Raw genomic sequence first — 24,168 nt, forward strand, 5'->3', positions numbered from 1 at the left:
GTCAGGGCTCCAGGCAGGCGGGGATCGAGTCCGTCGGGCCGGTCGGGCTGGCCGTGCGTCCCGCGCGGTCGTAGATCTTGACCCAGTCGACCGTCGGCAGCCGGCGCAACGTCGGCATGATCGAGCCGGCGATGGTCACGGTCGAGCCGCCGCTGCTGCACCGGCCGGTCAGCCGGACGCGTGCGATCCCACCGGCGACCGCGAGGTCGGCGAAGCCGGTCGCCCGTGACCTCACGAGCCGCAGGCCGTCGCGCCGCTCACCGGGCAGCGGCCCCGCGAAGAGCCGGTCCATCAGGTCGGTCGCCGGCGTGCCCGGGCGCACCGGTCGCATCCGCGGGACGAAGAACGGCTCGACGTTGTCGACGAACCGGTCCCGGTCGAGGAAGAAGACCGGACGCTGCACCGTGCGGAAGCCCGCCCGCACGTCGATGACCAGGCGGCTCGGGTCCGCCAGCGTGGTCACCTCGAAGGGCGTCCGCTTCGCGAGCCCGATGCCGTACGTCGTCACCGCCTCGAAGTCACCGGCCCGCACGGTCGTCATCACGTTGGGCAGCGCGTACGCCGTGCGTCGCGGCACCGTCGGGCGGCCCCCGTCGTCGTGGGCCTGCGCGGGGTTCAGCACCACCCGCAGGATCGCGCGACCGGCCACCCGGACCGGCAGCCCGGAGCCGTCGGCGACCAGCCGGTCGACGTACCGCACCCGATGGCTCGCGGGCAGGCCACCGTCGAACTCGAAGACGATCCGGTCGAAGCCGGGGTGGTGGGACGCGCGGACGTCCACCAGGGTCGGTGTCGTCGGCGGGGCAGCATCGGCCACGCCCACGGCGCTCACGAGGCTCGGGGCGACCAGGCAGGCCGACGCGACGAGGACAGCGGGCAGGTTGATCGACATGGGCCAACGGTCTCGACCGGCGGGTGCTCGCGCCAGTGCCGAAGGTCCCGGGCGGACCGCGCGGGTCACCACATCGGGAACGGGCCCGGCGGGCGGCGTCGCTGCGGCAGGTGCGTCTGGCCCGTCTGACCGTGGGCGCTCTCCCAGACGAAGGCGGGCAGCGGGCAGCCGCTGCGGACGGCGATGTCGTCCAGGATCTGCTGGCGCACCTGCACGACGACCAGGCGGTCCGCGACCGTCGCGGCCCGCCGCAGCTGGCGCGTCGACTCCGCCCACTGTCGCCGCAGCGCCTCGTCCTCGTCGGCCATCCCGGCCTGCACGAGGCGCGACGGGAGCAGCCAGGGCTGCACGCTCCGCAGGACCCGCGACACGACCCAGGGCGAGGCGAGCGCGACGACCGCGGCCGTCGCGGTGCCCGCCGGTCCCGCCACCTGTGAGAGTCCCGGGACCAGGGTCGGCACGACGGCCAGGGCCGCACCCTTGAGGACCGGGTGCTTCACGTGCTCGAGGTCGTCCCGCAGGGTCAGGGCGATGAGGGCGCCGAAGACGGCCAGCGCGAACGCGACGGCGAAGACCACCCCGAGGTCCATCGTGAACGCCGTCGCCACCGAGGCCAGCAGGACGGTGATCGTGGCCACGACGCGCCACAGGACTCGATAGGTGCTCATCGGCGGTCTCCTCGCGATCGTGTCGGTCCCGGCCGGGACCGCTCAGTGCTGGTCGTAGTCCCGGTCGCGGTCGTCGTCGTGTCCGTCCGGCAGGTGCTCGAGGGCATCGGCCAGGGACAGGCGGAGACGCGTCGTCTGGTGGTTCCACGCCGCGACCGGCGCGAGGGAGCGCTCCAGCACGGCCAGCTGGCTGTCCAGTGCCGCGAGCTCCGCCTGGACCGCCTGGAGGCCGAGCCGTTGCGCGTGCACCTCCTGCTGCAGCACGTCGACCTGCGCGGCCACGCTCGGCAGCTGGTCCACGGAGCGCGCCAGGGTGGCGAGGGCATGGCGCAGCGGCGGGGGCGTCGCGCCCACGACGGAGCCGCCCGCCGACGCGAGCCGGCGCGTCACCTCGAAGGCATGGGCGGTGAGGCCGTGCGGCGTGCCGGTCCCCTGCCCGGTCCCCCGGCCGGTCTCCGTGGCAGTCGTCTCGTCCATGGCGGTCCTCCCTCCCCTCGACCATGGCACCGCGACGCGGCCGTCGCACGGGTCGTAGGACCCGTTCGTGGGGACCGTCGGGCCCTGCCGGCCGGGCGGTGCCTCCACGACGCTGGACCCATGGGCGAGCTCGAGCTGTGGCAGTCGCTCGGTGTCGCGCTGGCCATCGGCCTGCTCGTGGGTGCCGAGCGCGAGCGCGACCAGCCCGGGCGCACGGCCGGGATCCGCACCTTCGCCCTCGTCGCCGTCATCGGGTCCCTGGCCGTCCAGGTGCCGCTCGTGGTGGCCGCGGTGCTGTGCGCGGGCGTCGCACTGCTCGTCGTCGCGGGCTACGTCGTCACCGGCGACCAGGACCGCGGCATCACCACCGAGACGGCCGTCCTGGCCACCCTCGGCCTCGGCGCGCTCAGCCACACCGACCCGGCCGTCGCGGTCGGGGTCGCCGTGGCGGTCACGGTGCTGCTGGTCTCCCGGGAGACGCTGCACCGCTTCGTCCGCGAGACCGTCACCGACCAGGAGCGCTCGGACGCCCTCGTGTTCTTCGTCGCCGCCTTCGTCGTGCTGCCGATCCTGCCGTCGGGCCCCGTCGGCCCGTACGGCGCGTGGGTGCCGCAGCGGATCTGGCTGCTGGTGGTCCTGATCATCGCGATCGGCTGGGTCGGCTACGCCGCCACCCGGATGTTCGGCGCCCGGCGCGGGGTGATGATCGCGGGCCTCGCGGGTGGCTTCGTCTCCGCGACGGCGACCACCGGGGTGATGGCCGCCCGGGCCCGCCGCCGCGAGGTGCCGGTGCGGGCGGCCCTCGCCGGCACGCTGCTCGCGAGCGTCGCGACCCTGGTCCAGCTGGCCCTGGTCACGGCGCTGGTCGACCCCACGGTGACGGTCCGCCTGCTCCCCGCCGTGGTGGCCGGCAGCCTGGTGCTGGCGCTCGAGGCGTGGTGGCTGGGCCGGTCGGTCCACGGCGAGGACGACTCCACGCCCACCGGTCGCCCCTTCGCCATCGGTCCGGCCCTCCTGCTCGCCGCGATCATCTCCGCGGTGCTGCCCCTGGCCCTGTGGCTCCAGGACCGCTACGGCGCGGCCGGTGCAACAGCGGCGAGCGCCACGGCGGCGCTGGCCGACGTCCACGGCGCCAGCGTCGCCATGGCCACCCTGGTGCACAGCGGCGACCTCCCCCTCACCACCGCCGTGGTGGCGATCGGGGCCGGCCTGGCGACCAACACCCTCGGCAAGGTCCTGGTCGGTGCGGCGGCCGGCGGTGCCCGGTTCGCCGGCGCCCTGCTGCTCCTGCTGCTGCCGGCGGTGGTCGTGGTGGGCGTGGCCCTCTCCCTCTCCTGAGGAGGGACCTAGTCGAGCAGGACCCGCTCGCCGTACCGCGGGACGACGGCGTTCCAGCCGAGGTCGTCGCGGATCCGCCGCACCAGCGCCCGCGCCGAGTCGGGCTCGCCGTGGACGACGTACGCCGTGCCCGGCGCCCCGGGCGCCCGCTCGAGCCAGTCGAGGGTCTCCCCCGCGTCGGAGTGCACGGAGAAGTCGTCGATCGAGACGACCTCGGACCGGACCGGGATGTAGCGACCGTGGATCTTCACGTCCCGCGCCCCCTCGAGGAGCTGCCGTCCGCGGGTGCCGACCGCCTGGTAGCCGGTGAGAACGACGGTGTGCCGCCGGTCCGGAAGCATGTGCTCGAGGTGGTGGATGATCCGGCCGCCGGCGGCCATCCCGGACGCCGAGATGATGATGCACGGGTGGCGCGGGTCGTTGAGCTCGCGGGACTCGGTCGGGGTGCGGGCGGCGTGCAGGTCGCCGGGGTCGAAGAGCCCGCTCGTCCGGGACAGGTCGGCCCGCACCTGGCCGCTGCCCTCCGCGATCGCCCGCTCGTAGACCCGCAGGGCGGCCAGCGCCATCGGGCTGTCCACGTGGACCGGGACGCGGGGTATGTCGCCGGAGACGGTGAGCCGTCGCAACGCCATCAGGACCAGCTCGGTGCGGTCCACGGCGAAGGCCGGCACGAGCACGCTCCCGCCCCTGCCGATCGTGCGCCGGACCGCGTCGGCCAGTCGCTGCGGGTCGGGCACCGGGTGCAACCGGTCGCCGTAGGTCGACTCGACCACGATCGTGTCGGCGGCCGGCGGATCCGCGGGGGGCCGGAGCAGCGGGTGGTGCCGGCGCCCCAGGTCGCCGCTGAAGAGGACCCGGTGCCCGTCGACGGTCAGCGACACCGTCGCCGAGCCGAGGATGTGCCCGGCCGGCCGCAGCCGCAGGACGATGCCCCCGGCGATGGTCACGTCCTCGTCGAGCGGCACCGGCTCGAGCAGCGGCAGGGTGCGCTCGACGTCCTCGGCGTCGTACAACGGGAGGGCGGGCCGGTGCTTGGAGAAGCCCGTCCTGTTGGCGTACACCGCGTCCTCCTCCTGGAGGTGGGCGCTGTCGCGGAGCACGATCGCGGCGAGCTCGGCGGTCTCCGGGGTGGAGCGGACCGGCCCGCGGAAGCCCTCCTTGACCAGGCGCGGCAGGTAGCCGGTGTGGTCGAGGTGGGCGTGGGTCAGCACCACCTCGTCGATGGAGGCGGGGTCGACGGGGAACTCGTCCCAGTTGCGCCGCCGCAGGCTCGACGGGCCCTGGTAGAGGCCGGCGTCCACCAGCACCCGGGCGCCGGCACCCTCCACGAGGAAGCGGCTCCCGGTGACGGTGCCGGCGGCGCCGAGGAAGGTGAGCGTGGGCTGGACCATGTCGATCACCCCAGGACCAGGATGGCGGCGAGGAAGTAGATCACCAGCGAGAGCAGGTCCTGGATGACCGTGGCGAGCGGACCGCTGCCGAACGCCGGGTCCCGCCCCGTCCGGGACATGAGCACCGGCAGCACGGCCGCGACGACGGTCGCGACGCTGCACGCGGCCACCAGGGCGATCGAGACGGTGAGCGCGATGCCCGGGTCGCCGAGGACGGCGAGGATGGCGGGGTAGCCGACCGCGGCCAGCAGGAGACCGAGCAGCGGACCGGTGAGCGCCTCCAGCCGGATCGTCGAGCGCAACGACGTGCCCACCGACAGTCCGCGTACGACGAGTGCCTCGGTCTGGGTGCCTACCGCGTCGGCCAGGTAGATGACGCCCGGGATGAAGAACGCGAGGCGTACGTCGGCGGTGAGCCGGCCCTCGAAGAGCCCGACGAACCAGGCGGACAGCGCCGCGCCGGCCAGGCCCAGCACCAGCCACGGCACCCGGTGCCACAGCCGGTGCGTGACCGGCTCCTCCATGGCCACCCGCGCGGTGTGCGACGACGCGAGGTAGCCGCCGAGCCGGGCGAAGTCCTCGTCGTGGGCCCGCAGCAGCAGGCCGAGCAGCCGCGACGACGGCACCAGCCCGTGGAACAGGCCGTCCTCGTCCACGACCGCGAGGCTCGACTCCCCGTGCCGGACGGCCTTCCAGGCCGCCTGCTCGCTGTCGTGGCCCAGGGCGACGACGGGCGGGTCGGGGTCCAGCAGCTCGGCCGCGGTTGTCCCCGGTGGCGCCGCCAGCATCCGCGCGAACGGCACCAGGCCGAGCAGCCGCGACGGCGTGCCCGGCTCCGTGCACACGGCGACGTCGGCCACCGAGTCGTGGGCGCCCGCGCGCAGCAGCGCCAGGACCTCCTCGACGGTGTCGTCCAGGCCGCACACCGGGATCCGCAGGGAGACGTACTGGTCGACCGGACCGGGCAGCTGGGGCAGCGGCGCGGCCTGCGCGGTCGTGGGGTGGGCGGTCAGCACGGGTGGCTCCTCGCGGGAGGTGGGACCTCCACGATCCCGCGGGCCACGCCCGGCTCCTAGGGACCAACGACCCCCGTCGACGGAGTCGCTGGCCTCTTCATCGCCCACCCGGTCACCGCGATGCTGGATAACGGACTCGGTGCTGGTCACCGGACATCGACGAGGAGGACCCCATGTGGGCATTGCGGTTGCCGTCGTGGAAGAGCGAGCCGGAGCTGGTCGAGGTGCCGGTCCCGGTGCCGGGGCCGGGTGAGGTGCTCGTGCAGGTGGGCGCCGCCGGCGCGTGCCACTCCGACCTGCACCTGATGCACGACTTCGAGCCCGGCGCCCTGCCGTGGGAGCCGCCCTTCACGCTCGGTCACGAGAACGCCGGCTGGGTGCACACGCTCGGCGAGGGCGTCCGGGGCCTCGAGCCCGGCCAGCCGGTCGCCGTCGTCGGCGCCTGGGGCTGCGGGCAGTGCCAGCGCTGCCTGGGCGGCTACGAGACGCTGTGCGCACGCCCCGACCTGGCCCCCGTCGCCGGCGGCGGTGGCGGGCTGGGCCTGGACGGCGGGATGGCGGAGTACCTCCTCGTCCCGGCCGCGCGGCACCTCGTCCCGCTCCCCGACGGGCTCGACCCCGTCTCGGCCGCACCGCTCACCGACGCCGCGTTGACGCCGTACCACGCGGTGCGGCGCTCGCAGCACAAGCTGGGACCCGTCTCGACCGCCGTCGTCATCGGTGTCGGCGGCCTGGGCCACCTCGCCGTCCAGGTGCTCAAGGCCACCACCGCGGCCCGGATCGTCGCCGTCGACCCCCGGGAGTCCTCCCGCGACAGCGCGCTGCGCGGCGGCGCCGACCTCGCGGTCGCCCCCGGCCCCGACGCCGTGCAGGAGATCCGCGACTTCACCGGCGGGCTGGGCGCCGACCTCGTGCTCGACCACGTCGGCAGCGACGACACGCTGGCCCTCGCCGCCGCGGTGTCCCGCTCGCTCGGCGACCTCACCCTCGTCGGGATCGGCGGCGGCACGCTGCCGGTGTCGTTCTTCTCCCTGCCCTACGAGACCAGCGTGCAGACGACCTACTGGGGCAACCGCCACGAGCTGGTCGAGGTCCTCGATCTCGGCGCCCGCGGGCTGCTCACCGCCGAGACCTCGCTCTACACGCTCCATGACGCCGCGCAGGCCTACCTCGACCTGACGCACGGCACGGTGACCGGGCGTGCGGTCGTTGTCCCCACGGACGACTACCGGCCCTGACGAGGTGCCGGACCCCCGCGCCGTCGACACCGGTCCGGAGCGCCACCACCACGCCGTCCCCGTCGAGGAGGTCGTCGCCCACCTGGGCAGCCACCGGGACCGCGGCCTGGACGAGCCGGTCGCGGTCGACCGCCTGGCCCGCGACGGCGCCAACACCCTGCCGGAGGCGCGGGGGGAACCGCTCCTGCGGCGCGTGCTCCTCCAGTTCCACAACCCGCTGATCTACGTCCTCCTGGCGGCCGCCCTGACGACGCTGCTGCTCGGTGAGTACGTCGACGCCGCAGTCATCCTGGGCGTGGTCCTCGTCAACGCGTTGGTCGGCTTCGTCCAGGAGTCGAAGGCCCTCGCCGCCCTCGAGAGCCTGCGGTCGATGGTCCGGGGCGAGGCGCGCGTCGTGCGTGCGGGACAGCGGCGCACCATCGCGTCCGAGCACCTGGTCAGTGGGGACCTCGTCGCGCTGGAGCCGGGCGAGAAGGTGCCCGCCGACCTGCGCGTCGTCGACGCGACCGAGCTCCTGGTCGACGAGTCCAGCCTGACCGGGGAGTCGGCGTCCATCCGCAAGGCCGACGCGGTGCTCGAGCTGGCCGCGCGGGTGGCCGACCGGACCAACATGCTCTACGCCGGCAGCCTGGTGCGCGCCGGGACGGGGCGCGGCCTGGTCGTGGCCACCGCGGAGCGCACCGAGCTGGGGGGCATCCACCGCATGGTCGGAGGGGCGACCGTGCTGGCGACGCCCCTGACGAGCAAGCTCGCGCGCTTCAGCTCGCTGCTCACCGTGGTGATCGTCGCGCTGGCGGTGGTGGCCTTCGTGATCGGGCTGCTGCGCGGCGAGAGTGCCCCGGAGATGTTCACCGCTGCCGTGGCCCTCGCCGTCGGCGCCATCCCGGAGGGGCTTCCGGCCGCCGTGACGATCACCCTGGCGATCGGCGTCAAGCGCATGGTGCGCAGACGTGCCGTCGTACGCCACCTCCCGGCGGTCGAGACCCTGGGCAGCACCACGGTGATCTGCACCGACAAGACCGGCACCCTCACCACCAACGAGATGACCGTACGGCGCGTGTGGACCCCCGACGGCGAGCTCGAGGCCACCGGCCAGGGCTACGACCCGGAGGGGGACCTGCGCCGCGACGGCGTCCGGGCGGACCTGTCCACCGAGGCGGCCCTGCGGTGGTGCCTGACCGCCGGGACGGACTGCAACGACGCCGGGGTCGTCCGCGACGGCGAGGACTGGACGATCTCGGGTGACCCCACCGAGGCCGCCATGAAGGTCGTCGGACTCAAGGGCGGCCCCGCCGCGACCCTCGACTCCGAGACCCTCCGGGTGGCCACGATCCCGTTCGACTCGGAGCGGCAGTACATGGCCACGCTGCACCGTCGCTCCTCCGACGGCCGCCACCTCGTCCTGGTCAAGGGAGCCGTCGAGCGGGTGGCGGACCTGTGCGACCAGTGGATGCGGGCCGACGGCACGGTCGAGCCGCTGGACCGGGCCGCCGTCGTGGACGCGGTCCACCGCCTGGCCGCCCGGGGGCTCCGCGTCCTGGCGACCGGGCTGGTGCGCGACGCGGACCCGGACGACTTCACGGCCGAGGGCCTGCGGGGCCGCGTCGTCCTCACCGGGCTGCAGGCGATGCTCGACCCGCCGCGCCCGGACGTCGCCGCGGCGGTCGCGGCGTGCCACGCGGCCGGGATCGAGGTCAAGATGATCACCGGCGACCACGCCGCCACCGCGGCGGCCATCGCCGACGAGCTGGGGCTGGACCACCGACCAGCGGACCGACGCCGCGTCGTCACGGGCACCGAGCTCGCGTCCCTGCCCGAGGACGAGTACGCCGCGACGGTGGCCGCCGCGGGTGTCTTCGCCCGGGTCTCCCCCGGCGAGAAGCTGCGCCTCGTCGAGTCCCTGCAGTCCGCCGGTCACGTCGTGGCGATGACCGGCGACGGGGTCAACGACGCGCCGGCGCTGCGCCGGGCCGACATCGGCATCGCGATGGGTCGGGGCGGGACACAGGTCGCACAGGACGCCGCGGACATGGTGCTCCTCGACGACGACTTCACGACGATCGAGGCGGCGGTCGAGGAGGGGCGCGGGGTCTTCGACAACCTCACGAAGTTCATCGTCTGGACGCTGCCGACCAACATGGGCGAGGGCCTCGTCATCCTGGTCGCCATCGTGCTCGGGTCGGAGCTGCCGATCCTCCCGACCCAGATCCTGTGGATCAACATGACCACTGCGGTCGTCCTGGGGCTCATGCTGGCGTTCGAGCCGCGGGAGGCCGGCATCATGGACCGGCCTCCACGCGCTCCGGACCTGCCCCTGCTCACCCGCACCCTGGTGTGGCGCACGGTCTTCGTCGCCGGGCTGCTGGTCGTGGGGTCCTGGTGGATCTTCATCTCCGAGCAGGCCCGGGGCGTCGACCTCGCCGAGGCCCGCACGGCCGCCGTCAACCTGTTCGTCGCGGTCGAGGTCTTCTACCTCTACAGCTGCCGCTCGCTGGTCGGACCGTCGTGGCGACTCGGACTCCTCTCCAACCGGTGGATCGTCGGCGGCGTCCTCGTGCAGGTCGCCGCCCAGGCGGCGTTCACCTACCTGCCGTTGATGAACGCGGTCTTCGGCACCGCCCCGCTGGACGGCGCGGCCTGGATCCGGATCCTCGGTGTCGCGGCCGCGATCGCGCTCGTCATCTCGGTCGACAAGCTCCTGGCCCTCCGGCTCGCCGCCAGGCATGCCCCCCACGGGTGAGGGCGCGCCGGCCTCACGGGACGACGTGCTCGCTCTCGCGGATGTCGGTGATCGCCATGTGCCCGGGAGCGTGGCCGATCGCCAGGGCGGGGCGGGACTGCATGACCGCCGCCTGCGGGGTCACCCCGCACGCCCAGAAGACCGGGACCTCACCCGGCCGCACCTCGACGGGGTCCCCGAAGTCGGGGTGGTCGAGGTCGGTGATGCCGAGCTCGGCGGGCGACCCGATGTGCACCGGCGCCCCGTGGACCGCGGGGTAGCGCGAGGTCACCCGCACCGCGGTGGCCACCTGCGACGCGGCCATCGGGCGCATCGACACGACCAGAGGGCCAGAGAGTGATCCGGCCGGGCGGCACGCGACGTCGGTGCGGTACATCGGGACGTTGCTGCCCTGCTCGATGTGTCGGACGGGCACCCCGGCGGCGAGCAGCGCGTCCTCGAAGGTGAAGCTGCAGCCGATCAGGAAGGCCACCATGTCGTCGCGCCAGCGCGCGGTCACGTCGTCGACCTCCTCGACCAGCTCTCCGTGCTCGTAGACGCGGTACGCCGGCAGGTCGGTGCGCAGGTCACCGGCGAAGCGGGGGCTGCTCACCGCCCCGGGCTCGGTCACGTCGAGGACCGGGCACGCCGCCGGGTTGCGCTGGGCGAAGAGCAGGAAGTCGTAGGCGAGGTCGCGCGGCACGGCCAGGAGGTTGGCCTGGGTCCAGCCAGCGCACCACCCCGAGGTCGGCACCCGCAACCCGCCACGGAACAGCTCGCGCGCCTCGGCGGGAGCGAGGGTGTCGGGACGGTCGGTCTCAGTCATCGGTGTCTCCTGTCGCAGTCGGGTTCGTGGCGGCGGGCAGGGGCGGCGCCGACACCCGCCTGAAGGTGATGTGCTGGCCCGGGCGCACCTGAGCAGCCCGCGGCAGGTCGGCGGGCACGACGACGGCGATCACGGGATAGCCGCCGGTGACGGGGTGGTCGGCGAGGAAGAGCGTCGGCTGCCCGGACGGCGGGACCTGCAGCGCACCGCAGACCATCCCCTCGCTGGGCAGCTCCTGGTCCTGCGCCCGCTCGAGCTCCGCCCCGGCGAGCCGCATCCCTACCCGGTTGCTGTCGGCGGTGACCTCGTAGGCCCCCGACACCAGCGCCCCGTGCGCCGCGGGGGTGAACCAGTCGGCGCGGGGCCCGTCGACGAGGCGGAGGGTGACGTCGCCGTCCTCGGGCACCGACACCGGCGCCACGTCCACGCCCGGGTGGACGTCGGTGGCGGTGCCGACGGGCAACCGGTCCCCGGGGGCCAGCGGCGCCGGACCGAGCGCGGCCAGCGTGTCCGAGGCCCGCGAGCCCAGCTGCTCCGGCACGTCGATGCCGCCGCGCACTGCGAGATAGCTGCGCAGGCCGGAGCGCGGCGTACCCAGGCGCACGGTGGCGCCGTCGGGCACCCGGACGACGCCGTACGCCCCGTGGTCGCGGCCGTCGACCGTGACCGCGCAGGGGGCGCCGGTGAGGGTCACCGTCACGCTCCCGCGGGCGACGACCTCCAGTCCCCCGAAGGTCACCTCCAGGGCGGCGGCGGACTCGGGGTTGCCGAGCAGCCGGTTGGCCAGCCGCAGCGCCGGGACGTCCGCGGCACCCGAGTGACCGACGCCGAGCGCTCCCAGACCGGGGCGGCCCAGGTCCTGGACGGTGGTCAGCGGGCCCGGGGCGACCACCTCGAGCCACGACGTGGACCGGGCGGCCCTCCTCCCGAGCGGCATCACGCCGCCACGAACCTGACGCGGACGCCCGGCACCAGCAGGGCGGGCGGCTCGCGGTCGAGGTCCCAGGGCTGGAGCGTGGTGTGCCCGATGAGCTGCCAGCCGCCGGGCGACTCGCGCGGGTAGACGCCGGTGAACTCACCGGCCAGCGCGACCGACCGCGCCGGGACCCGGGTCCGGGGGACGCTGCGCCGGGGCACCGTGAGCCGCTCGTCGGCGCCGACCAGGTAGCCGAAGCCGGGTGCGAAGCCGCAGAAGGCCACGGTCCACTCCTGCGCGGTGTGCGCCTCGACGACACCGCGCTCCCCCAGCCCGGTGAGGCGGCCGACCTCGGCGAGGTCCTCGCCGTCGTAGGTCACCGGCACCTCCACCAGTCCCTCGTCGGGACGCTGTCCGGGTCGCGTCGCCGTGGCACGCACGGCGCGGCCCACCTGGGCGGGGTCGGTCCGGGTCGGGTCGATGCGGAGCATGAGGGTGCGGGCGGCCGGCACCAGGTCGACGACGCCCGCGGGCGGGTCGTCGACGAGCTCGGCATACAGCGCCAGCACCTCGTCGAGGTCCGCCAGCTCGACCAGCAGGCCCGAGTCACCGCACGGGAGCAGCCTCATGTGACGTCGCCTCCGACGAAGGGGGCCACCCGGACGCCCGCCTCCTCGAGGCCGCGTCGTACGGCGGCCGCCATGGCGACGGCGCCCTCGCTGTCGCCGTGCACGCACACCGATCCGGCCAGCACCTCCACGAGCGAGCCGTCGATGGCCACCACCTCGCGGTGGGTGGCCATCCGGACGCTGCGCTCCGCGACGTGGTCGACGTCGTGCAGCACGGCGCCGTCCTCGCGCCGGGACACCAGCGTGCCCTCGGGCGTGTAGGCGCGGTCGGCGAACGCCTCGGGCACGGTGGTCAGCCCCGCCGACTCGGCGGTCGCGAGCCACACCGAGCCGGGCAGGCCGAGCACGGGCAGGGTCGGGTCGTAGCGCAGCACGGCCTCGACCACCGCCTCGGCCTGCGCCTCGTGGTGCACGATCGCGTTGTAGAGCGCGCCGTGCGGCTTGACGTAGCGCACCTGCGTCCCGGCGACCCGGGCGAAGGCCTCGAGCGCGCCGAGCTGGTAGAGCACGTCGTTGGTCAGCTCGTGGGGCTCCACGTCGAGGAAGCGCCGGCCGAAGCCCGCCAGGTCGTTGTAGCCGACCTGGGCGCCGATCACGACGCCGCGCTCGGCGGCACGCTCGCAGGTGCGGCGCAGCACCGTCGGGTCCCCGGCATGGAAGCCGCAGGCCACGTTGGCGCTGGTGATCAGCTCCAGGAGGGCGTCGTCATCGCCGAGGGTCCAGGCGCCGAACGCCTCGCCCAGGTCTGCGTTGAGGTCGATCCGCTGCTCGCCCATCACCACAGCGCCGCGATCCCGCTCAGGGAGTTCCAGCCGAGGTAGACGGTGAGACCCCAGACGAGCACGCCGACGACCAGCAGCCAGCGCGGGTAGCGGTAGCCGCGCAGCAGGTCGGTCCGGCGTGCGGCGACCCACAGGATCACGGCGAAGCCCACCGGGAGGATGAGGCCGTTGAGGGCGCCGGCGAGCACCAGCAGCGTCACCGGGGCCTTGCCCAGCGCGAGGTAGACCACGGTCGAGAAGAGGATGAAGACGACGGTGAGGAGCGGCCTGCGGGCCTCGAGGCGCTTGGAGAAGCCGGCGAGGAAGGACACCGAGGTGTACGACGCGCCGATCACGGAGGTGATGCTCGCGGCCCACAGGATGATGCCGAAGACCCGGACACCGACGTCGCCCAGCGCCGCCTCGAAGGCGGAGGCCGGCGGGTTCTCCGCGGCGAGGGTCACGCCCCCGGCGACGACGCCGAGCACGGCGAGGAACAGCAGGGCCCTCATCACGCCCGTCACCAGGATGCCGGTCACCGAGCCGCGGGTGATGTCACGGACGTGCTCGCTGCCGGTGATGCCGGAGTCGACCAGGCGGTGGGCACCGGCGTAGGTGATGTAGCCACCGACCGTGCCACCGATCAGCGTGGTGATGATGAGGAAGTCGACCTCGTCCGGCAGCACGGTCTGGCGCAGCGCCTCACCGACGGGCGGGCCCGAGACGATGGCGGCATAGGTGACCATGGCGATCATCAGCAGGCCCAGGACCACGACGATGCGGTCCATCGCCACGCCGGCCCGCTTGCTGAGGAAGATGCCGATCGCGATGGCCGCGGAGATCGCACCGCCGATCTTGACGTCGAGGCCGAACATCGCGTTGGTGCCCAGCGCGGTGCCGCCGATGTTGCCGATGTTGAAGACCAGGCCGCCCATGACGACCAGGGCCGCCAGGAAGTAGCCGGCGCCGGGGAGGACCGAGTTGGCCAGCTCCTGGGCGCGCATGCCGGAGACCCCGATGACCCGCCAGACGTTCAGCTGCACGGCGATGTCGACCAGGATCGACACCAGGATCGCGAAAGCGAAGGCCGCCCCGAGCTCGGCGGTGAAGACGGTGGTCTGGGTGATGAAGCCCGGCCCGATGGCGCTGGTGGCCATGAGGAACATGGCGCCGAGGAGTGCCCCGCGGGCTGCTCCGGCCTTGGCCGTCGCGCTGCCTGGCTCGCTGTCCGTCGCGCTGTCGGTCGCGCGGTGCTGGCTGGTGTCGTCGGTCATGTGTGGCCCATCTGTCGGTCCCGCATCGTGCCCGGGAGTGGTGGTCCCCGTCACACCAGAGTGAGGGATTGTTGAACAATTCGTCAATACCCCCGTCCGATACTGTTCCCGCGTGACCACCACCGACTGGCTCGAGGAGCTGCAGGCCGAGCGCCCCCGACTGGGTCGCGCCAGCACCGCCGGCCGGGTCGCCGACGTGCTCCGCACCCGCATCACCGAGGGCCACCTCGCCCCCGGGACCAGGCTCTCCGAGGAGGACATCGGCGCCGCCCTGGGGGTCTCGCGCAACACCCTCCGCGAGGCGTTCCGGCTGCTCGGCCACGAGCGGCTCCTGGTGCACGAGTTCAACCGCGGCGTGTTCGTCCGCAAGCTCACCGTCGACGACGTCCGCGACCTCTACCAGCTGCGCCGCATCCTCGAGTGCGGCGCCGTGCGCCGCGCAGCCGAACGCCTCGCGGCCGACGCGTCGTACGCCGATCGCTGGGCCGTCCTCGTCGAGCCCGCCCGCACGGCCGTCGAGGAGGGCGAGGCCGCGGCCGACGGGGGGCGGTGGGTGGACGTCGGCACCGCCAACATGCACTTCCACCAGGCGATCGCCGCCCTCGCCGAGAGCCCCCGCGTCGCGGAGGCGATGGGCCACCTGCTCGCCGAGCTGCGCCTGGTCTTCCACGTGATGGCGGCGCCGCAGGCCTTCCACGAGGCCTACCTCCCCGACAACCGGAGGATCCTGGGGATGCTGGAGACGCGCGACCTCGCCGCGGCCGAGGCGGCCATGGCGACCTACCTCGACGCCGCCGAGTCCCAGCTGGTCGAGGCCTACTCCGCGGGCTGACCCGGGCCCAGCTCGGCGGCCGCGAGGAGCAGCGCCCGCAGCCGCTCCCAGCGCTGCGCGCCGAGCCGCCGACGCCAGTCGGCCTCCACCTCGGCGATGAGGGCCTCGCCGTCCGCGACCGCGCGGCGGCCCTGCTCGGTCGGGCGCAGGATGCGGATCCGGCGGTCCTGGTCGTCCCGGACGCTCTCCATCAGGCCACGGTCCTCGAGCGCGTTGGCGAACTCGCCCAGCGCCTGCTTGGTCATGCCGACCCGCTCCGCCAGGTCGGTGACCCGCATCCCGTCGACCGGCGTGAGGCTGAGCAGCCGGAGCTGGCTCGAGCGCAGCCCCGTCGCCGCCCCGGCCCCGGCCGCGCTCCTGGCGTGCACGTCGCGGCGCATGCCGTCCATGACGTAGCCGAGCAGCGCCAGCGCGTGGTCCGGGAGATCGTCCTTGACCGATGTCATAAGGCAACCTTACTATCGACAGAACGGTAAGGTTACCTGACAACATCGGGGACGACGATGGACGACACCACCGCAGCACCCACGCGCGGGGCCCGCTCGCGCGACGACCTCCCCGCCGCGCCCACCGCGACCCTGGCCGCGCTGCTCGGCACCGACGAGGCGGACACCGCCGCCGCCCTCGACGGCCTCGTGCACGAGGCCCTCGGCCGCAGCCCCGACCAGGGGACGACCGTCGTCGACAGCGTCCCCCACGCCCTGGGCTCCCCCGCCACCGCCGGGGTGCACCGCGTGCACGGTCGCGACACCGCGGGTGCCCCCTGGTCGCTCTTCTGCAAGGTGCTCCAGCACGTGCGCCACTGGTCGGGCCTCCAGCAGATGCCACCACCCGTGGCGCAGCACTTCTCCGACACGTTCCCCTGGCGCTCCGAGCTGGAGCTCTGGGACCCGCGGGTCCTGGCGTCGCTCCCCCGCGGCCTGCGCGCCCCGCGGCTGCACCGGCTGGTGGAGCTCCCCGACGACCGGGTCGCGGTCTGGCAGGAGGACGTCGCCGAGCGCCCGCTGGCCTGGGACGACTCGGCGTACGCCCACGCGGCCCACCTGCTCGGCCGGTGGAACGCCCGTTCGACGACCGACGAGGTCCTGGCCGTGACCGACCTGCCGCCCGGCTTCGCCCTGAGGATGTACGCCGAGCAGGCGGTCCCCGCCCGCGGCCTCGCCCCGCTGGCCGACGACGACCTGTGGGGCCACCCCTGGCTCGCCGGCGACCGGGACGTGGCCGAGGCCCTCCTCGCCCTCGGGGAGGAGATCCCCACGCTGCTCGACCGCCTCGACGGCTTCACGCAGGCCCTCCCGCACGGCGACGCCAGCCCCCAGAACCTCCTCGTCCCGGCGGACGACCCGGACGGGCTGGTCGCGATCGACGTGTCCTTCCGCAGCCCGCACGCGCTGGGCTTCGACCTCGGACAGCTCCTGGTCGGGCTGGTCCACTCCGACGTCGTCCCCGCCGGCCGGCTGCCGGGGATCGCCGCCGCCGTCGTCCCGGCGTACGTCGAGGGCCTGGCCGCCGAGGGCGTGCACGAGACACCGGCGTCCGTGCGCGAGGCCTTCGCGACGTCCGCGCTGCTCCGCAGCGGATTCGACGGCTTCCTCTACGGGGAGCTCGACGGCGCCCGCGCGGGCGACCCGCCCAGCGCCACCTTCACCCAGCGCGTCGGGCTGGCGCGCTTCCTCGTCGACCTCTACGACCGGACGGCCGTCAGCCCTCCTCGTCGGCGCGGATGAGGTCGCTGCCGTCGAGGGTCTCGGGGTCGTCCTCGTTGATCGCCTCGACCGCCTCGGTGAGCTCGGGCTCCGCCGCGGGGCGACGGTCGAGGTGGACGCCGGCGATCATGCAGCGCACCGACCCGCCCGCGAGCTCGATCGTCGGGATGTCGACCGCGACGATCTCGCACGACTCCTCGATCGCGGCGACCTGCTCGGGACGCAGGCTAGCCCGGGCCCGCGCCGACATGGCCATGATGTAGCGGCGCCGGCCCTCCGGCGTACGACCGCAGAGCTCGACCGCGTTGCCGGCGAACTCGCGGATCTGCTCCTCGGTCAGCTCCACGACGGTCCGGCCGTTGACCGAGAGGCGCTCGCGCACCTGGGCCCGGCGGTCGAGGTCGGGGATCATGTCGAGGGCGATGAGCGCGACGTCCGTGCCGATGCAGGCGATGACGTTGGTGTGGTAGACCGGCACGCCCTCGGAGTCGACCGCCTCGAAGGCCATCGGCTCGTAGCCGAAGTCGGTGCAGAAGCGCTCCAGGACGTGGGTGTCCGCGCGGTGGCTGCGTGCGGTATAGGCCACCCGGGAGACGTGGTCGAGGACCATCGCGCCGGTGCCCTCGAGGAAGATGCCGTCCGGCTCGAGTCCGGAGTAGTCGACGATCGTCTGGACGCGGTACGACGACTTGAGCAGCTCGAGCACGTCGGCGCGACGCTCGTGGCGACGGTTGGAGGCGTACATCGGGTAGACCGCGACCATCCCGCCGGCGTGGGTGGAGAGCCAGTTGTTGGGGAAGACGCTGTCCGGCCGGGTGTGGTCCTCGTCGTCGAAGACGTGGACCCGGACGCCGGCCGCCCGCAGCGCGGCGGCCAGGGCGTCCATCTCGGCCAGCGCCTTCGCGGCGGTGGCGTCGTCGGTCTGTCCCTCCGGGGCGTCGGCCTGGAAGGCGTTGTCGGCGGCCGTCGCCGGATTGGGGGTGAATCGTTCGGCGCGGATCAGGATGACTGCGGAAGGGGCCTGTGCACTCACGGGAGCGCAATCTAGACCATGGGCCGTCCCTCAACGGCCTCGACGGCGCCGGCTGTCCAGGCGCCGGAGGGCGCTGACCGCCCGGTCGACCCCGGGAGCACGGTCGGCGAGGACCAGCGCCCGGCGCTGCGCGTCGAGGGCCGCGGCCCGGGTGGCGCTGGCGAGGGCCTGCGACCGGGTCACCGGGGGCGTCTCCGTGCCGCCCAGCGATCGGCGGTGGCGGCGGTGCAGACGGGCGTGCGCCACCGCGAGGGAGATGAGCGCGGACTCCGCTGCCGCCGCGAGCTCGGCGTCGGTGACGTCGTCCGGGCGGCGACCGTCCGGGGACGGCTCCCCCGGCACCAGGTCGGACAGGTCGCCGTGGATCGGGTACCCGCCCGCCGCCAGCCCGTCGACGATCGCCCGGCTCCGCTCCGACACCCAGGCCCAGTCCTGCGCGGGGAGCACCAGCGACCTCGAACCCGGCACCCGCCACTCCCGGCGGATCCCCTCCTCCACGACGTACCGGTGGGCCGCCGGCCGCAGCCGGCCGCCCAGGGAGGCGTTGACCCGGCGCAGGAGCTCGACCTCGACGGCACCGAGGGAGTCGTTGTGGGACGGCACCCCGGTCCGCCACGCCTCGCGCGGCAGCTCCGCCGCGTCGCCGAAGCGTTCGAGCAGGCACGGTGCCGGGGCGCCGGGCGGCGGCACGGTGACGACCCGGATCCGCTCCGGCGGCACGTGCGCCCCCCAGGTGCGCAGCACCCGCAGCGGGTCGTGCCGGAGGGCGAACGAGGTGCCGGCGCGCAGCGAGCCCGCGCCCGGCTCCCGCACGGCGGCCACGAAGTCGGACCACGACGTCGTCCCGCCCATCACCACGGACTGCTGCCACGCCGAAACCAGCGTGCGCGCGAGGTCCCGGACCCCGACCACGACCACCAGGTCGTGACCGTCCAGCGTGCGCACGAGCCGCCGTACCTGGCCCGGACGCGCCCGGCCGAGCTCCTCCTCCGAGACGACGACGCGCCGCCCGTCGAACGCGTCCACCTCCTCGACGAGGCGGTCCCAGGCCCCGGCGACGGCCGAGCGCTCGTGCCCGGGGACCCGCTGGCCGATGAGGTCGTACGCCGCGAGGCGCTGGCCCCGGTGCCCCCCGCACGGAAGGAGGACGCCGTGCCCGGCGAGGGCGGGAGCGCTCGCGTCGAGGGCGGCCTGGATCGTCGTGGTGCCCGTCTTGGGCAACCCGATGTGCAGCACCACCGCAGTCATCCGGTCCTCCTCCGTCAACGTCCGCCGCCACCAGGAGTGTGGGCGCCGGGCCGTCCCGGACGCATGGGGCTGCGGACCCGTCCCGCCGGGAATGGGTCGCGGCCACCAGCAGCGCGTCAGCACGCGCGGCCGACCACCTCGGGACGGTCCGTCAGGACCCGGGTGACCCCCAGGTCAGCCGCACGGTGCAGGTCGGCGACGGTGTCCACGCCGCGCGCCGAGACCTGGAGCCCGACCTCCTCGGCGTGCCCGACCCAGTCCGCGTCGACGGCACGCAGGTCGACGAGGACCGCGTCCAGCCACGCCGGGAGGGCCTCGATCACCGGGCGGGAGGTGGGGTCGCGGGCGATCAGGCCGACGCGGACCCGGGGGTCGATGGCGTCGATCCGAGCCAGCGTCCGCGGCTCGGACGACGTGTACAGGACCCGGCCGGGGTCGCTGGCCGACAGGTCGGTCGCGACCATGCGTCGGAGCTGCCCGTTGCTGAATGCCGCGCCGTGCTTGACCTCCTGCTGCCGGTGCGCGTCGTACGGCGCCAGTGCGGCGGCGACTGCCCCGAAGGTCGGCACCCGGTCGCCGCTCGGCAGGCGGGCGAGGGAGACCCGGGCCCAGGGGGTGCTGCCGAGCCGGCCCCTGCCGGGCGTCATCCGGTCGAGCGTCGGGTCGTGGTGGGTGGCGATCCGCCCGTCGGCCGTGGGCCAGTAGTCGGCCTCGACCCCGTCCGCCCCGACGCGCAGGGCCTGCTCGAAGGCGGCGAGGGAGTTCTCCGAGAAGGCCTGCCCCCCGATGGTCCGGGTGCCCGGACCGGTCCCCCGGTGGCCCAGGACGAGCACGCGGTCACGGAGGCACCCGGCCGACGTCACCGCCGGGGCCGCGGGCGACGCGCCGGGCGTCGCCCCACCCGACGCGGGCCACGGGACGACGGTGACGAGGGCGACCAGCAGCGCGGTCCTGACGGCCAGTCGGCGAGCGATCGAGCGGTGTGCGGTGTCCATCTCCGCAGGCTCGCGCGAGCGGGATCCCTCGACATGAGGCCGCGGACCCGACCCCGCGAGGAGGTCTCGGCCGCCGCCGGGACCGCCGTCCCGTCACCCGGGCGGGACGGCCATGCGGTCAGACCACGTCGGCGTGCTGGCGGTGCGTGGTCCAGTGGTGCCGGGGTCGGGGGTCGGCCAGCATCACCGGGCAGACGGCCTCACGCAGGACCGCCCGCGCGACCGGGCCGAGGTGCGAACCGGCCGGGACCAGGGGGTCGTGCCGGCCGATCACCAGCAGGTCGGAGGTGCGCGCGGCCTGGATCAGGGCGTCCCCGGGGAAGGCGTGCCTGGCCTCGATCTCGACGGTGAGGCCCGTGGCCTCCTCACCGAGGCCGGAGAGCGCCTCGCGGATGTCGCTGGTGGCCCGCTCCGTCCACCTCTCGTGCTCGACGCGGGACACGATGATGTCGTCGTAGGCACCCGGGAACGACCACGTGTGCAGCACCCGCAGCGTCGCTCCGCGACCACGGGCCTCGTGCACCGCAGCGCGGAGCACGTTCTCGGCGCGCTCCGGAACGTCCACCCCCACGGTGACCACGGGGACCGCGTCCCCGGAGCCGGGCGGGCTCCAGCGCGCCGGCACGGACACCACCGGGACGTGGGCGTGCGCGGCCACGCCGCTGGAGGTGGACCGGGTCACGACCCGCAGCACCCGGGAGAGCGGACGGCGCTGGAGGACGACCATCCGGGTGTCCTTGGAGGTCGCCACGATGGAGGAGACCGGGCCGCCCCACACCAGCTGCGTGGACACGGGCAGCCCTTCCGGCAGGAGGTCGCGCGCCCGCTCCTCGGCGGCCCCCAGGACCAGCCGGGCAGCGTGCTCGAGGTCCACGATGTCGACGAGCACCATCTCCGGGCCCTGCGCCACGTGGTGGAGCACGTGCAGCAGGTGCAGCCCGCACCCCTCGCGGACCGCCACGTGGACGGCGAGCTCGAGCGCCGCGTCCATGGGGTCGTGCCCGACGGCGACCAGGACGGGCGGGACGTCGTGCTCGGCGACGGTGTGGTGCTCGGTCATGACGGCCTCCGCTGCTCGGTGGTGGGTGCTGCCTCCACGGTCCCGCTGCGGGCTGCGTGCCGGGAGGGCCGAAGGGCCCTTGACCTCACGGTCGGACGTCACCACCACCCCGCAGGCGACACCCCGGGGCCCGGTTTGCGGGGATCGGTGCCACGTCGGGGCCGGGTGTGCCTATAGCGTTGCCCACCGAGCACACCGCCCGGGAACAGCCAGGTTTGGGGATCAGCCCCCGGATCATGTTGGGTGGAGTGAAATCCCAAGGATCGAACAAGGAGCAATACACGTGAACAAGACCGAGCTTCGCGACGCCATCGCCCAGCACGCCGACCTGACCAACGCGCAGGCCGACAAGGCCCTCGAGGCCGTGATCACCTCGATCACCTCGACCGTGGCCAAGGGCGAGAAGGTCACCCTCCCCGGCTTCGGCACGTTCGAGTCGCGCGAGCGTTCGGCCCGCACCGGCCGCAACCCGCAGACCGGCGAGACCATGGAGATCGCGGCCAGCAAGGCCCCCGCGTTCAAGGCGGGCTCCGCCTTCAAGTCGGCCGTCAACGGCTGATCGAGCCACCCGGTTCCTCCCGCTGGGACCTGAGTCACCACGTGACTCGGGTCCCAGCGGTCATTTCAGCCCCCTCCACTCACCCGTTCACGACCTGGCCCAGCCAGTCGGCGACCTTCTCCGGGTCGTACGCCGTGGCGGCGGCGTAGCAGGACACCTCGGTGACGACCGTCCCCGGATCGTCGGTCTGGCGGAACGGACCGCACAGCACGGTCCGCTCGGCCGCCATGAGGTCGAGCAGCCGCTCGTTGACCTCCTCGGCCACGCCGTCGGCGTACACCTCGAAGGTGCACATGCCCGGCTCGGCCGGGTGCACCCGCAGACCCCGGGACGGCAGCGCGGCCGCCAGGGAGCGGGCCCAGTCGGCGTACTCCCCCATCCGGGGCAGCTCGTCGCGCAGCCCGAGCAGGGCACCCACGGCGTACGGCGTCATCGCGAACAGCGTGCCGCCCATCCGCTTGCGCCACACCCGCAGCTCGTCGACGACGTCCTGGTCGGCGACGACGCAGGCACCGGCCTGGGCGCCGAGCCCCTTGTAGAACGACACGTAGACGCTGTCGAAGAGCCCCGCGATCTCGGGGAGCGGACGGTCGTAGAACGGCTGGGACTCCCAGAGGCGCGCGCCGTCGAGGTGCAGCGGCACTCCGCGCTCCCGGGCCGCCGCCGACAGCCCGACGAGGTCGTCCCACGAGGGCAGCAGGCAGCCGGCGTCACGCAGGGGCAGCTCGGTGAGGGCGGCGCCGAGCCGGCCCGGGACGGCCGCGAGGTCGGCGGCCACGGGGGTGCGCCGACCGGTGGTGAGGAACTCCCACTCCAGGCCGTGCAGCCGACGCGGCCCGTCCTCCTCGTGGTGGACCAGGTGCGAGAGGTCCGGCAGCGCGACCCGGCGGCTGCCGGAGCGGTCGCACCAGATGCGCAGCACCGCCTGCTGGGCCAGCGTGCCGCTCGGCACGAACAGCGCCGCCGGCTTGCCGAGCAGCGCCGCGACCTGTGACTCCAGCTCGGTCACCGCGCCGCGCGAGCCGTAGCCGTCCCACTCGTCGATCCCCAGCTCCGTGCACGCCGCCGCGAGCCGGGCGAGGTCGTCGGCCGGCCGGGTGAGGCGCCAGAACACGGTGCGGTCGCAGGAGCGCGCGGCGGCGCGGAAGCGGTCGGTGAAGTCCGTCTCGTCGGTCATGCTGCATCGAACCATCCCGCCAGCGCCGGCACGCGCCGCACCACCAGCTGGTCGAGCAGCAGGATCGCGAGCACCGACAGGCCGAAGAGCGGCAGGAAGATCCCCAGCGCCACGAGGCCGACCAGCAGCAGGGGTGACGCCCGCAGCGGCATCCGGCCGCGGGGCGCCCCCATCGAGCCGGACCGCGACGGGCGGCGACGCCACCACATCAGCGGCCCGGTGACGCACGAGAAGACGATCGCCAGGCACATGAGCGTCGTGCCCACCATCGACCAGGTCCCGAACGAGCGGCCCTCGTGGAGCCCGATCCCCTGAGCGACCACCTGGGCGAGCACCGGGTAGTCGTCGAATCCGTACGTCGAGACGACCTCGCCGCCGTACCGGTCGACGTGGACGGTGCGCTCGTCGGACGGGGCGTCGAAGGCGTAGCCGATCACCGAGAACACGCCCTCCTCGTCCGCCGGCAGGGCGATCGTCATCGGGTGGCGCAGGCCGGCATCGGCCGCCGCCAGGACCGCGGTGTCGAGGTTGGCCACGCTGCGCCCCTCCTCGCCGTCCGCGGGCGCCGTCGACCGCGGCACCTCCGACTCCCCCATCCCCCACGGCACCTCGACCGAGTGGCTGTGCGGGAGCGACTCGTCCAGCGAGGAGGTCGGGTCGGAGAGCGCGCCGTGGTCCTCGCTCCACAGCGAGGACCCCTGGGCGGTGGCGAGCTCCTGCACCTTGGCCCCCCACAGGCCGGTCCAGGGCAGCCCGGACACCAGCAGGAAGAGCAGCCCGACGCCGACGACGGCGCCCACGACGCCGTGGCTGGACCGCAACCGCGCCCCGGTGGCGCCCTTGGCCAGCCGCCGTCGGCGGGCCTTCCAGCCGCGCACGAACAGGTAGTAGCCGGTCAGCGCCATCACGATCGCCCAGCAGGCGCCGAGCTCGATGACGAGGTCGCCGACGGTGCCGCTCATCAGCTCGCCGTGCAGCAGCACCGCGATGCCCGACACGGTGCGGTCGGGGTCGAGCGAGCCGAGGACCTCCGCGCCGTACGGGTTGACGAAGACGTCGCGGGCCGCCCCGTCGTCGGTGGTGACCGAGAAGACGGTGCTGCGACCGTCCTCGCGCGGCTCGGACATCGAGACCACGGTGGCGTCCGGGTACTCCCGCTCGACGGCGGCGAGCTGGTTGGCGTAGGGCTGCTGGATCGCGGTGTCGCTGGGCGCCGAGACCGTCATCAGGTCGGGGTGGAGCAGCGGCTCGAGCTGGAAGCGGAACAGGTAGATCAGCCCGGTCACCGACAGCACGAGCAGGATCGGGATGACGAGGAAGCTGGCGTAGAAGTGCCAGCGCCAGAAGGCGCGGAACAGGCCGGGCGCAGTCGTTCGGGCAGGACGGGGTGGTGCGGTGGTCATGCGTCTCCTC

Annotated in this window: 23 protein-coding genes; 6 read left to right on the forward strand and 17 right to left on the reverse strand. The window is 74.2% G+C overall.

The genetic code is table 11. The features are described 5' to 3' along the window. Nucleotide 1: 1 nt before the first annotated feature. The 3 genes from ASG88_RS19325 to ASG88_RS19335 form a co-directional block, all read right to left on the reverse strand. On the reverse strand, nucleotides 2–892 hold the full coding sequence (locus ASG88_RS19325) for a GerMN domain-containing protein (protein ID WP_056889074.1): 891 nt from the start codon (nucleotides 890–892) through the stop codon (nucleotides 2–4). A 65-nt stretch (nucleotides 893–957) separates the two neighbouring features. Then, nucleotides 958–1,560: a hypothetical protein gene (locus ASG88_RS19330; RefSeq protein WP_056889075.1), complete on the reverse strand. Its 603-nt coding sequence runs from the start codon at nucleotides 1,558–1,560 to the stop codon at nucleotides 958–960. Between the two features lie 42 nt (nucleotides 1,561–1,602). Then, the gene (locus tag ASG88_RS19335) at nucleotides 1,603–2,037 is read right to left on the reverse strand and encodes a hypothetical protein (protein ID WP_056889076.1); all 435 of its coding nucleotides are present in this window, start codon (nucleotides 2,035–2,037) and stop codon (nucleotides 1,603–1,605) included. Between the two features lie 120 nt (nucleotides 2,038–2,157). Between ASG88_RS19335 and ASG88_RS19340 the strand changes: the two genes are divergently transcribed. After that, nucleotides 2,158–3,375 (forward strand): MgtC/SapB family protein, encoded by a 1,218-nt coding sequence (locus ASG88_RS19340; protein ID WP_056889077.1) that lies wholly within the window; start codon nucleotides 2,158–2,160, stop codon nucleotides 3,373–3,375. 8 nt (nucleotides 3,376–3,383) lie between these two features. Here the strand turns inward: ASG88_RS19340 and ASG88_RS19345 are convergent, their stop codons facing one another. Both ASG88_RS19345 and ASG88_RS19350 read right to left on the reverse strand, forming a co-directional pair. Continuing rightward, nucleotides 3,384–4,766 (reverse strand): MBL fold metallo-hydrolase, encoded by a 1,383-nt coding sequence (locus ASG88_RS19345; RefSeq protein ID WP_056889279.1) that lies wholly within the window; start codon nucleotides 4,764–4,766, stop codon nucleotides 3,384–3,386. Between the two features lie 5 nt (nucleotides 4,767–4,771). Continuing rightward, on the reverse strand, nucleotides 4,772–5,782 hold the full coding sequence (locus ASG88_RS19350) for a magnesium transporter (protein WP_200956508.1): 1,011 nt from the start codon (nucleotides 5,780–5,782) through the stop codon (nucleotides 4,772–4,774). A gap of 173 nt (nucleotides 5,783–5,955) precedes the next feature. On the opposite strand from ASG88_RS19350, the gene ASG88_RS19355 reads away from it, so the two are divergent. Together ASG88_RS19355 and ASG88_RS19360 are read left to right on the forward strand one after the other, a co-directional pair. Continuing rightward, nucleotides 5,956–7,020, forward strand: a complete 1,065-nt coding sequence (locus tag ASG88_RS19355; protein WP_056889078.1) for an NAD(P)-dependent alcohol dehydrogenase — start codon at nucleotides 5,956–5,958, stop codon at nucleotides 7,018–7,020. Between the two features lie 4 nt (nucleotides 7,021–7,024). Continuing rightward, on the forward strand, nucleotides 7,025–9,760 hold the full coding sequence (locus tag ASG88_RS19360; RefSeq protein ID WP_056889079.1) for an HAD-IC family P-type ATPase: 2,736 nt from the start codon (nucleotides 7,025–7,027) through the stop codon (nucleotides 9,758–9,760). A gap of 13 nt (nucleotides 9,761–9,773) precedes the next feature. Here the strand turns inward: ASG88_RS19360 and ASG88_RS19365 are convergent, their stop codons facing one another. The 5 genes from ASG88_RS19365 to ASG88_RS19385 are packed head-to-tail and all read right to left on the reverse strand — an operon-like array spanning nucleotide 9,774 to nucleotide 14,145. Then, nucleotides 9,774–10,565 carry a putative hydro-lyase gene (locus ASG88_RS19365; RefSeq protein WP_056889080.1) on the reverse strand — a complete coding sequence of 264 codons (792 nt, stop codon included), beginning with the start codon at nucleotides 10,563–10,565 and terminating at the stop codon, nucleotides 9,774–9,776. Beyond that, nucleotides 10,558–11,502 (reverse strand): biotin-dependent carboxyltransferase family protein, encoded by a 945-nt coding sequence (locus ASG88_RS19370; RefSeq protein ID WP_056889081.1) that lies wholly within the window; start codon nucleotides 11,500–11,502, stop codon nucleotides 10,558–10,560. Before ASG88_RS19370 ends, ASG88_RS19365 begins: the two co-directional genes overlap by 8 nt. Continuing rightward, on the reverse strand, nucleotides 11,502–12,110 hold the full coding sequence (locus ASG88_RS19375; protein WP_056889082.1) for a 5-oxoprolinase subunit B family protein: 609 nt from the start codon (nucleotides 12,108–12,110) through the stop codon (nucleotides 11,502–11,504). Before ASG88_RS19375 ends, ASG88_RS19370 begins: the two co-directional genes overlap by 1 nt. Beyond that, complete coding sequence (locus tag ASG88_RS19380) at nucleotides 12,107–12,886, reverse strand: LamB/YcsF family protein (protein WP_056889281.1); 780 nt, start codon at nucleotides 12,884–12,886, stop codon at nucleotides 12,107–12,109. The genes ASG88_RS19375 and ASG88_RS19380 overlap by 4 nt, the downstream gene beginning before the upstream one ends. Then, complete coding sequence (locus ASG88_RS19385; protein ID WP_056889083.1) at nucleotides 12,886–14,145, reverse strand: NRAMP family divalent metal transporter; 1,260 nt, start codon at nucleotides 14,143–14,145, stop codon at nucleotides 12,886–12,888. Before ASG88_RS19385 ends, ASG88_RS19380 begins: the two co-directional genes overlap by 1 nt. 112 nt (nucleotides 14,146–14,257) lie before the next feature. Between ASG88_RS19385 and ASG88_RS19390 the strand changes: the two genes are divergently transcribed. Further along, nucleotides 14,258–14,977: a GntR family transcriptional regulator gene (locus tag ASG88_RS19390; protein ID WP_056889084.1), complete on the forward strand. Its 720-nt coding sequence runs from the start codon at nucleotides 14,258–14,260 to the stop codon at nucleotides 14,975–14,977. Here ASG88_RS19390 and ASG88_RS19395 read toward each other — a convergent pair. Continuing rightward, the gene (locus tag ASG88_RS19395; protein WP_056889085.1) at nucleotides 14,962–15,423 is read right to left on the reverse strand and encodes a MarR family winged helix-turn-helix transcriptional regulator; all 462 of its coding nucleotides are present in this window, start codon (nucleotides 15,421–15,423) and stop codon (nucleotides 14,962–14,964) included. The genes ASG88_RS19390 and ASG88_RS19395 overlap by 16 nt on opposite strands. A gap of 57 nt (nucleotides 15,424–15,480) precedes the next feature. On the opposite strand from ASG88_RS19395, the gene ASG88_RS19400 reads away from it, so the two are divergent. Next, a complete protein-coding gene (locus ASG88_RS19400; RefSeq protein ID WP_056889086.1) occupies nucleotides 15,481–16,704 on the forward strand; it encodes a hypothetical protein in 1,224 nt (407 codons plus the stop codon). Here the strand turns inward: ASG88_RS19400 and ctlX are convergent. The 4 genes from ctlX to ASG88_RS19420 all read right to left on the reverse strand — a co-directional run bounded on the left by ctlX (nucleotide 16,679) and on the right by ASG88_RS19420 (nucleotide 21,019). Beyond that, nucleotides 16,679–17,716 carry a citrulline utilization hydrolase CtlX gene (ctlX, locus tag ASG88_RS19405; protein WP_056889087.1) on the reverse strand — a complete coding sequence of 346 codons (1,038 nt, stop codon included), beginning with the start codon at nucleotides 17,714–17,716 and terminating at the stop codon, nucleotides 16,679–16,681. The genes ASG88_RS19400 and ctlX overlap by 26 nt on opposite strands. Before the next feature lie 30 nt (nucleotides 17,717–17,746). Continuing rightward, nucleotides 17,747–18,964, reverse strand: a complete 1,218-nt coding sequence (locus tag ASG88_RS19410) for a hypothetical protein (protein ID WP_056889088.1) — start codon at nucleotides 18,962–18,964, stop codon at nucleotides 17,747–17,749. A 116-nt stretch (nucleotides 18,965–19,080) separates the two neighbouring features. Beyond that, the gene (locus ASG88_RS19415; protein WP_056889089.1) at nucleotides 19,081–19,959 is read right to left on the reverse strand and encodes a glycerophosphodiester phosphodiesterase; all 879 of its coding nucleotides are present in this window, start codon (nucleotides 19,957–19,959) and stop codon (nucleotides 19,081–19,083) included. Nucleotides 19,960–20,077: 118 nt separating this feature from the next. Beyond that, nucleotides 20,078–21,019 carry a universal stress protein gene (locus ASG88_RS19420; protein WP_056889090.1) on the reverse strand — a complete coding sequence of 314 codons (942 nt, stop codon included), beginning with the start codon at nucleotides 21,017–21,019 and terminating at the stop codon, nucleotides 20,078–20,080. 283 nt (nucleotides 21,020–21,302) lie between these two features. Between ASG88_RS19420 and ASG88_RS23950 the strand changes: the two genes are divergently transcribed. After that, entirely contained in the window at nucleotides 21,303–21,578 is a 276-nt protein-coding gene (locus tag ASG88_RS23950; protein WP_056889091.1) for an HU family DNA-binding protein, read from the forward strand. Between the two features lie 79 nt (nucleotides 21,579–21,657). On the opposite strand, the gene ASG88_RS19430 is transcribed toward ASG88_RS23950, so the two are convergent. Then, a complete protein-coding gene (locus ASG88_RS19430; RefSeq protein WP_056889092.1) occupies nucleotides 21,658–22,755 on the reverse strand; it encodes a threonine aldolase family protein in 1,098 nt (365 codons plus the stop codon). Then, complete coding sequence (locus ASG88_RS19435) at nucleotides 22,752–24,158, reverse strand: PepSY-associated TM helix domain-containing protein (RefSeq protein WP_056889093.1); 1,407 nt, start codon at nucleotides 24,156–24,158, stop codon at nucleotides 22,752–22,754. The genes ASG88_RS19430 and ASG88_RS19435 overlap by 4 nt, the downstream gene beginning before the upstream one ends. Between the last annotated feature and the right edge of the window lie 10 nt (nucleotides 24,159–24,168).

Origin of the sequence: Nocardioides sp. Soil777 (genome assembly GCF_001428425.1) — a bacterium.
Lineage (GTDB): Bacteria > Actinomycetota > Actinomycetes > Propionibacteriales > Nocardioidaceae > Nocardioides > Nocardioides terrigena.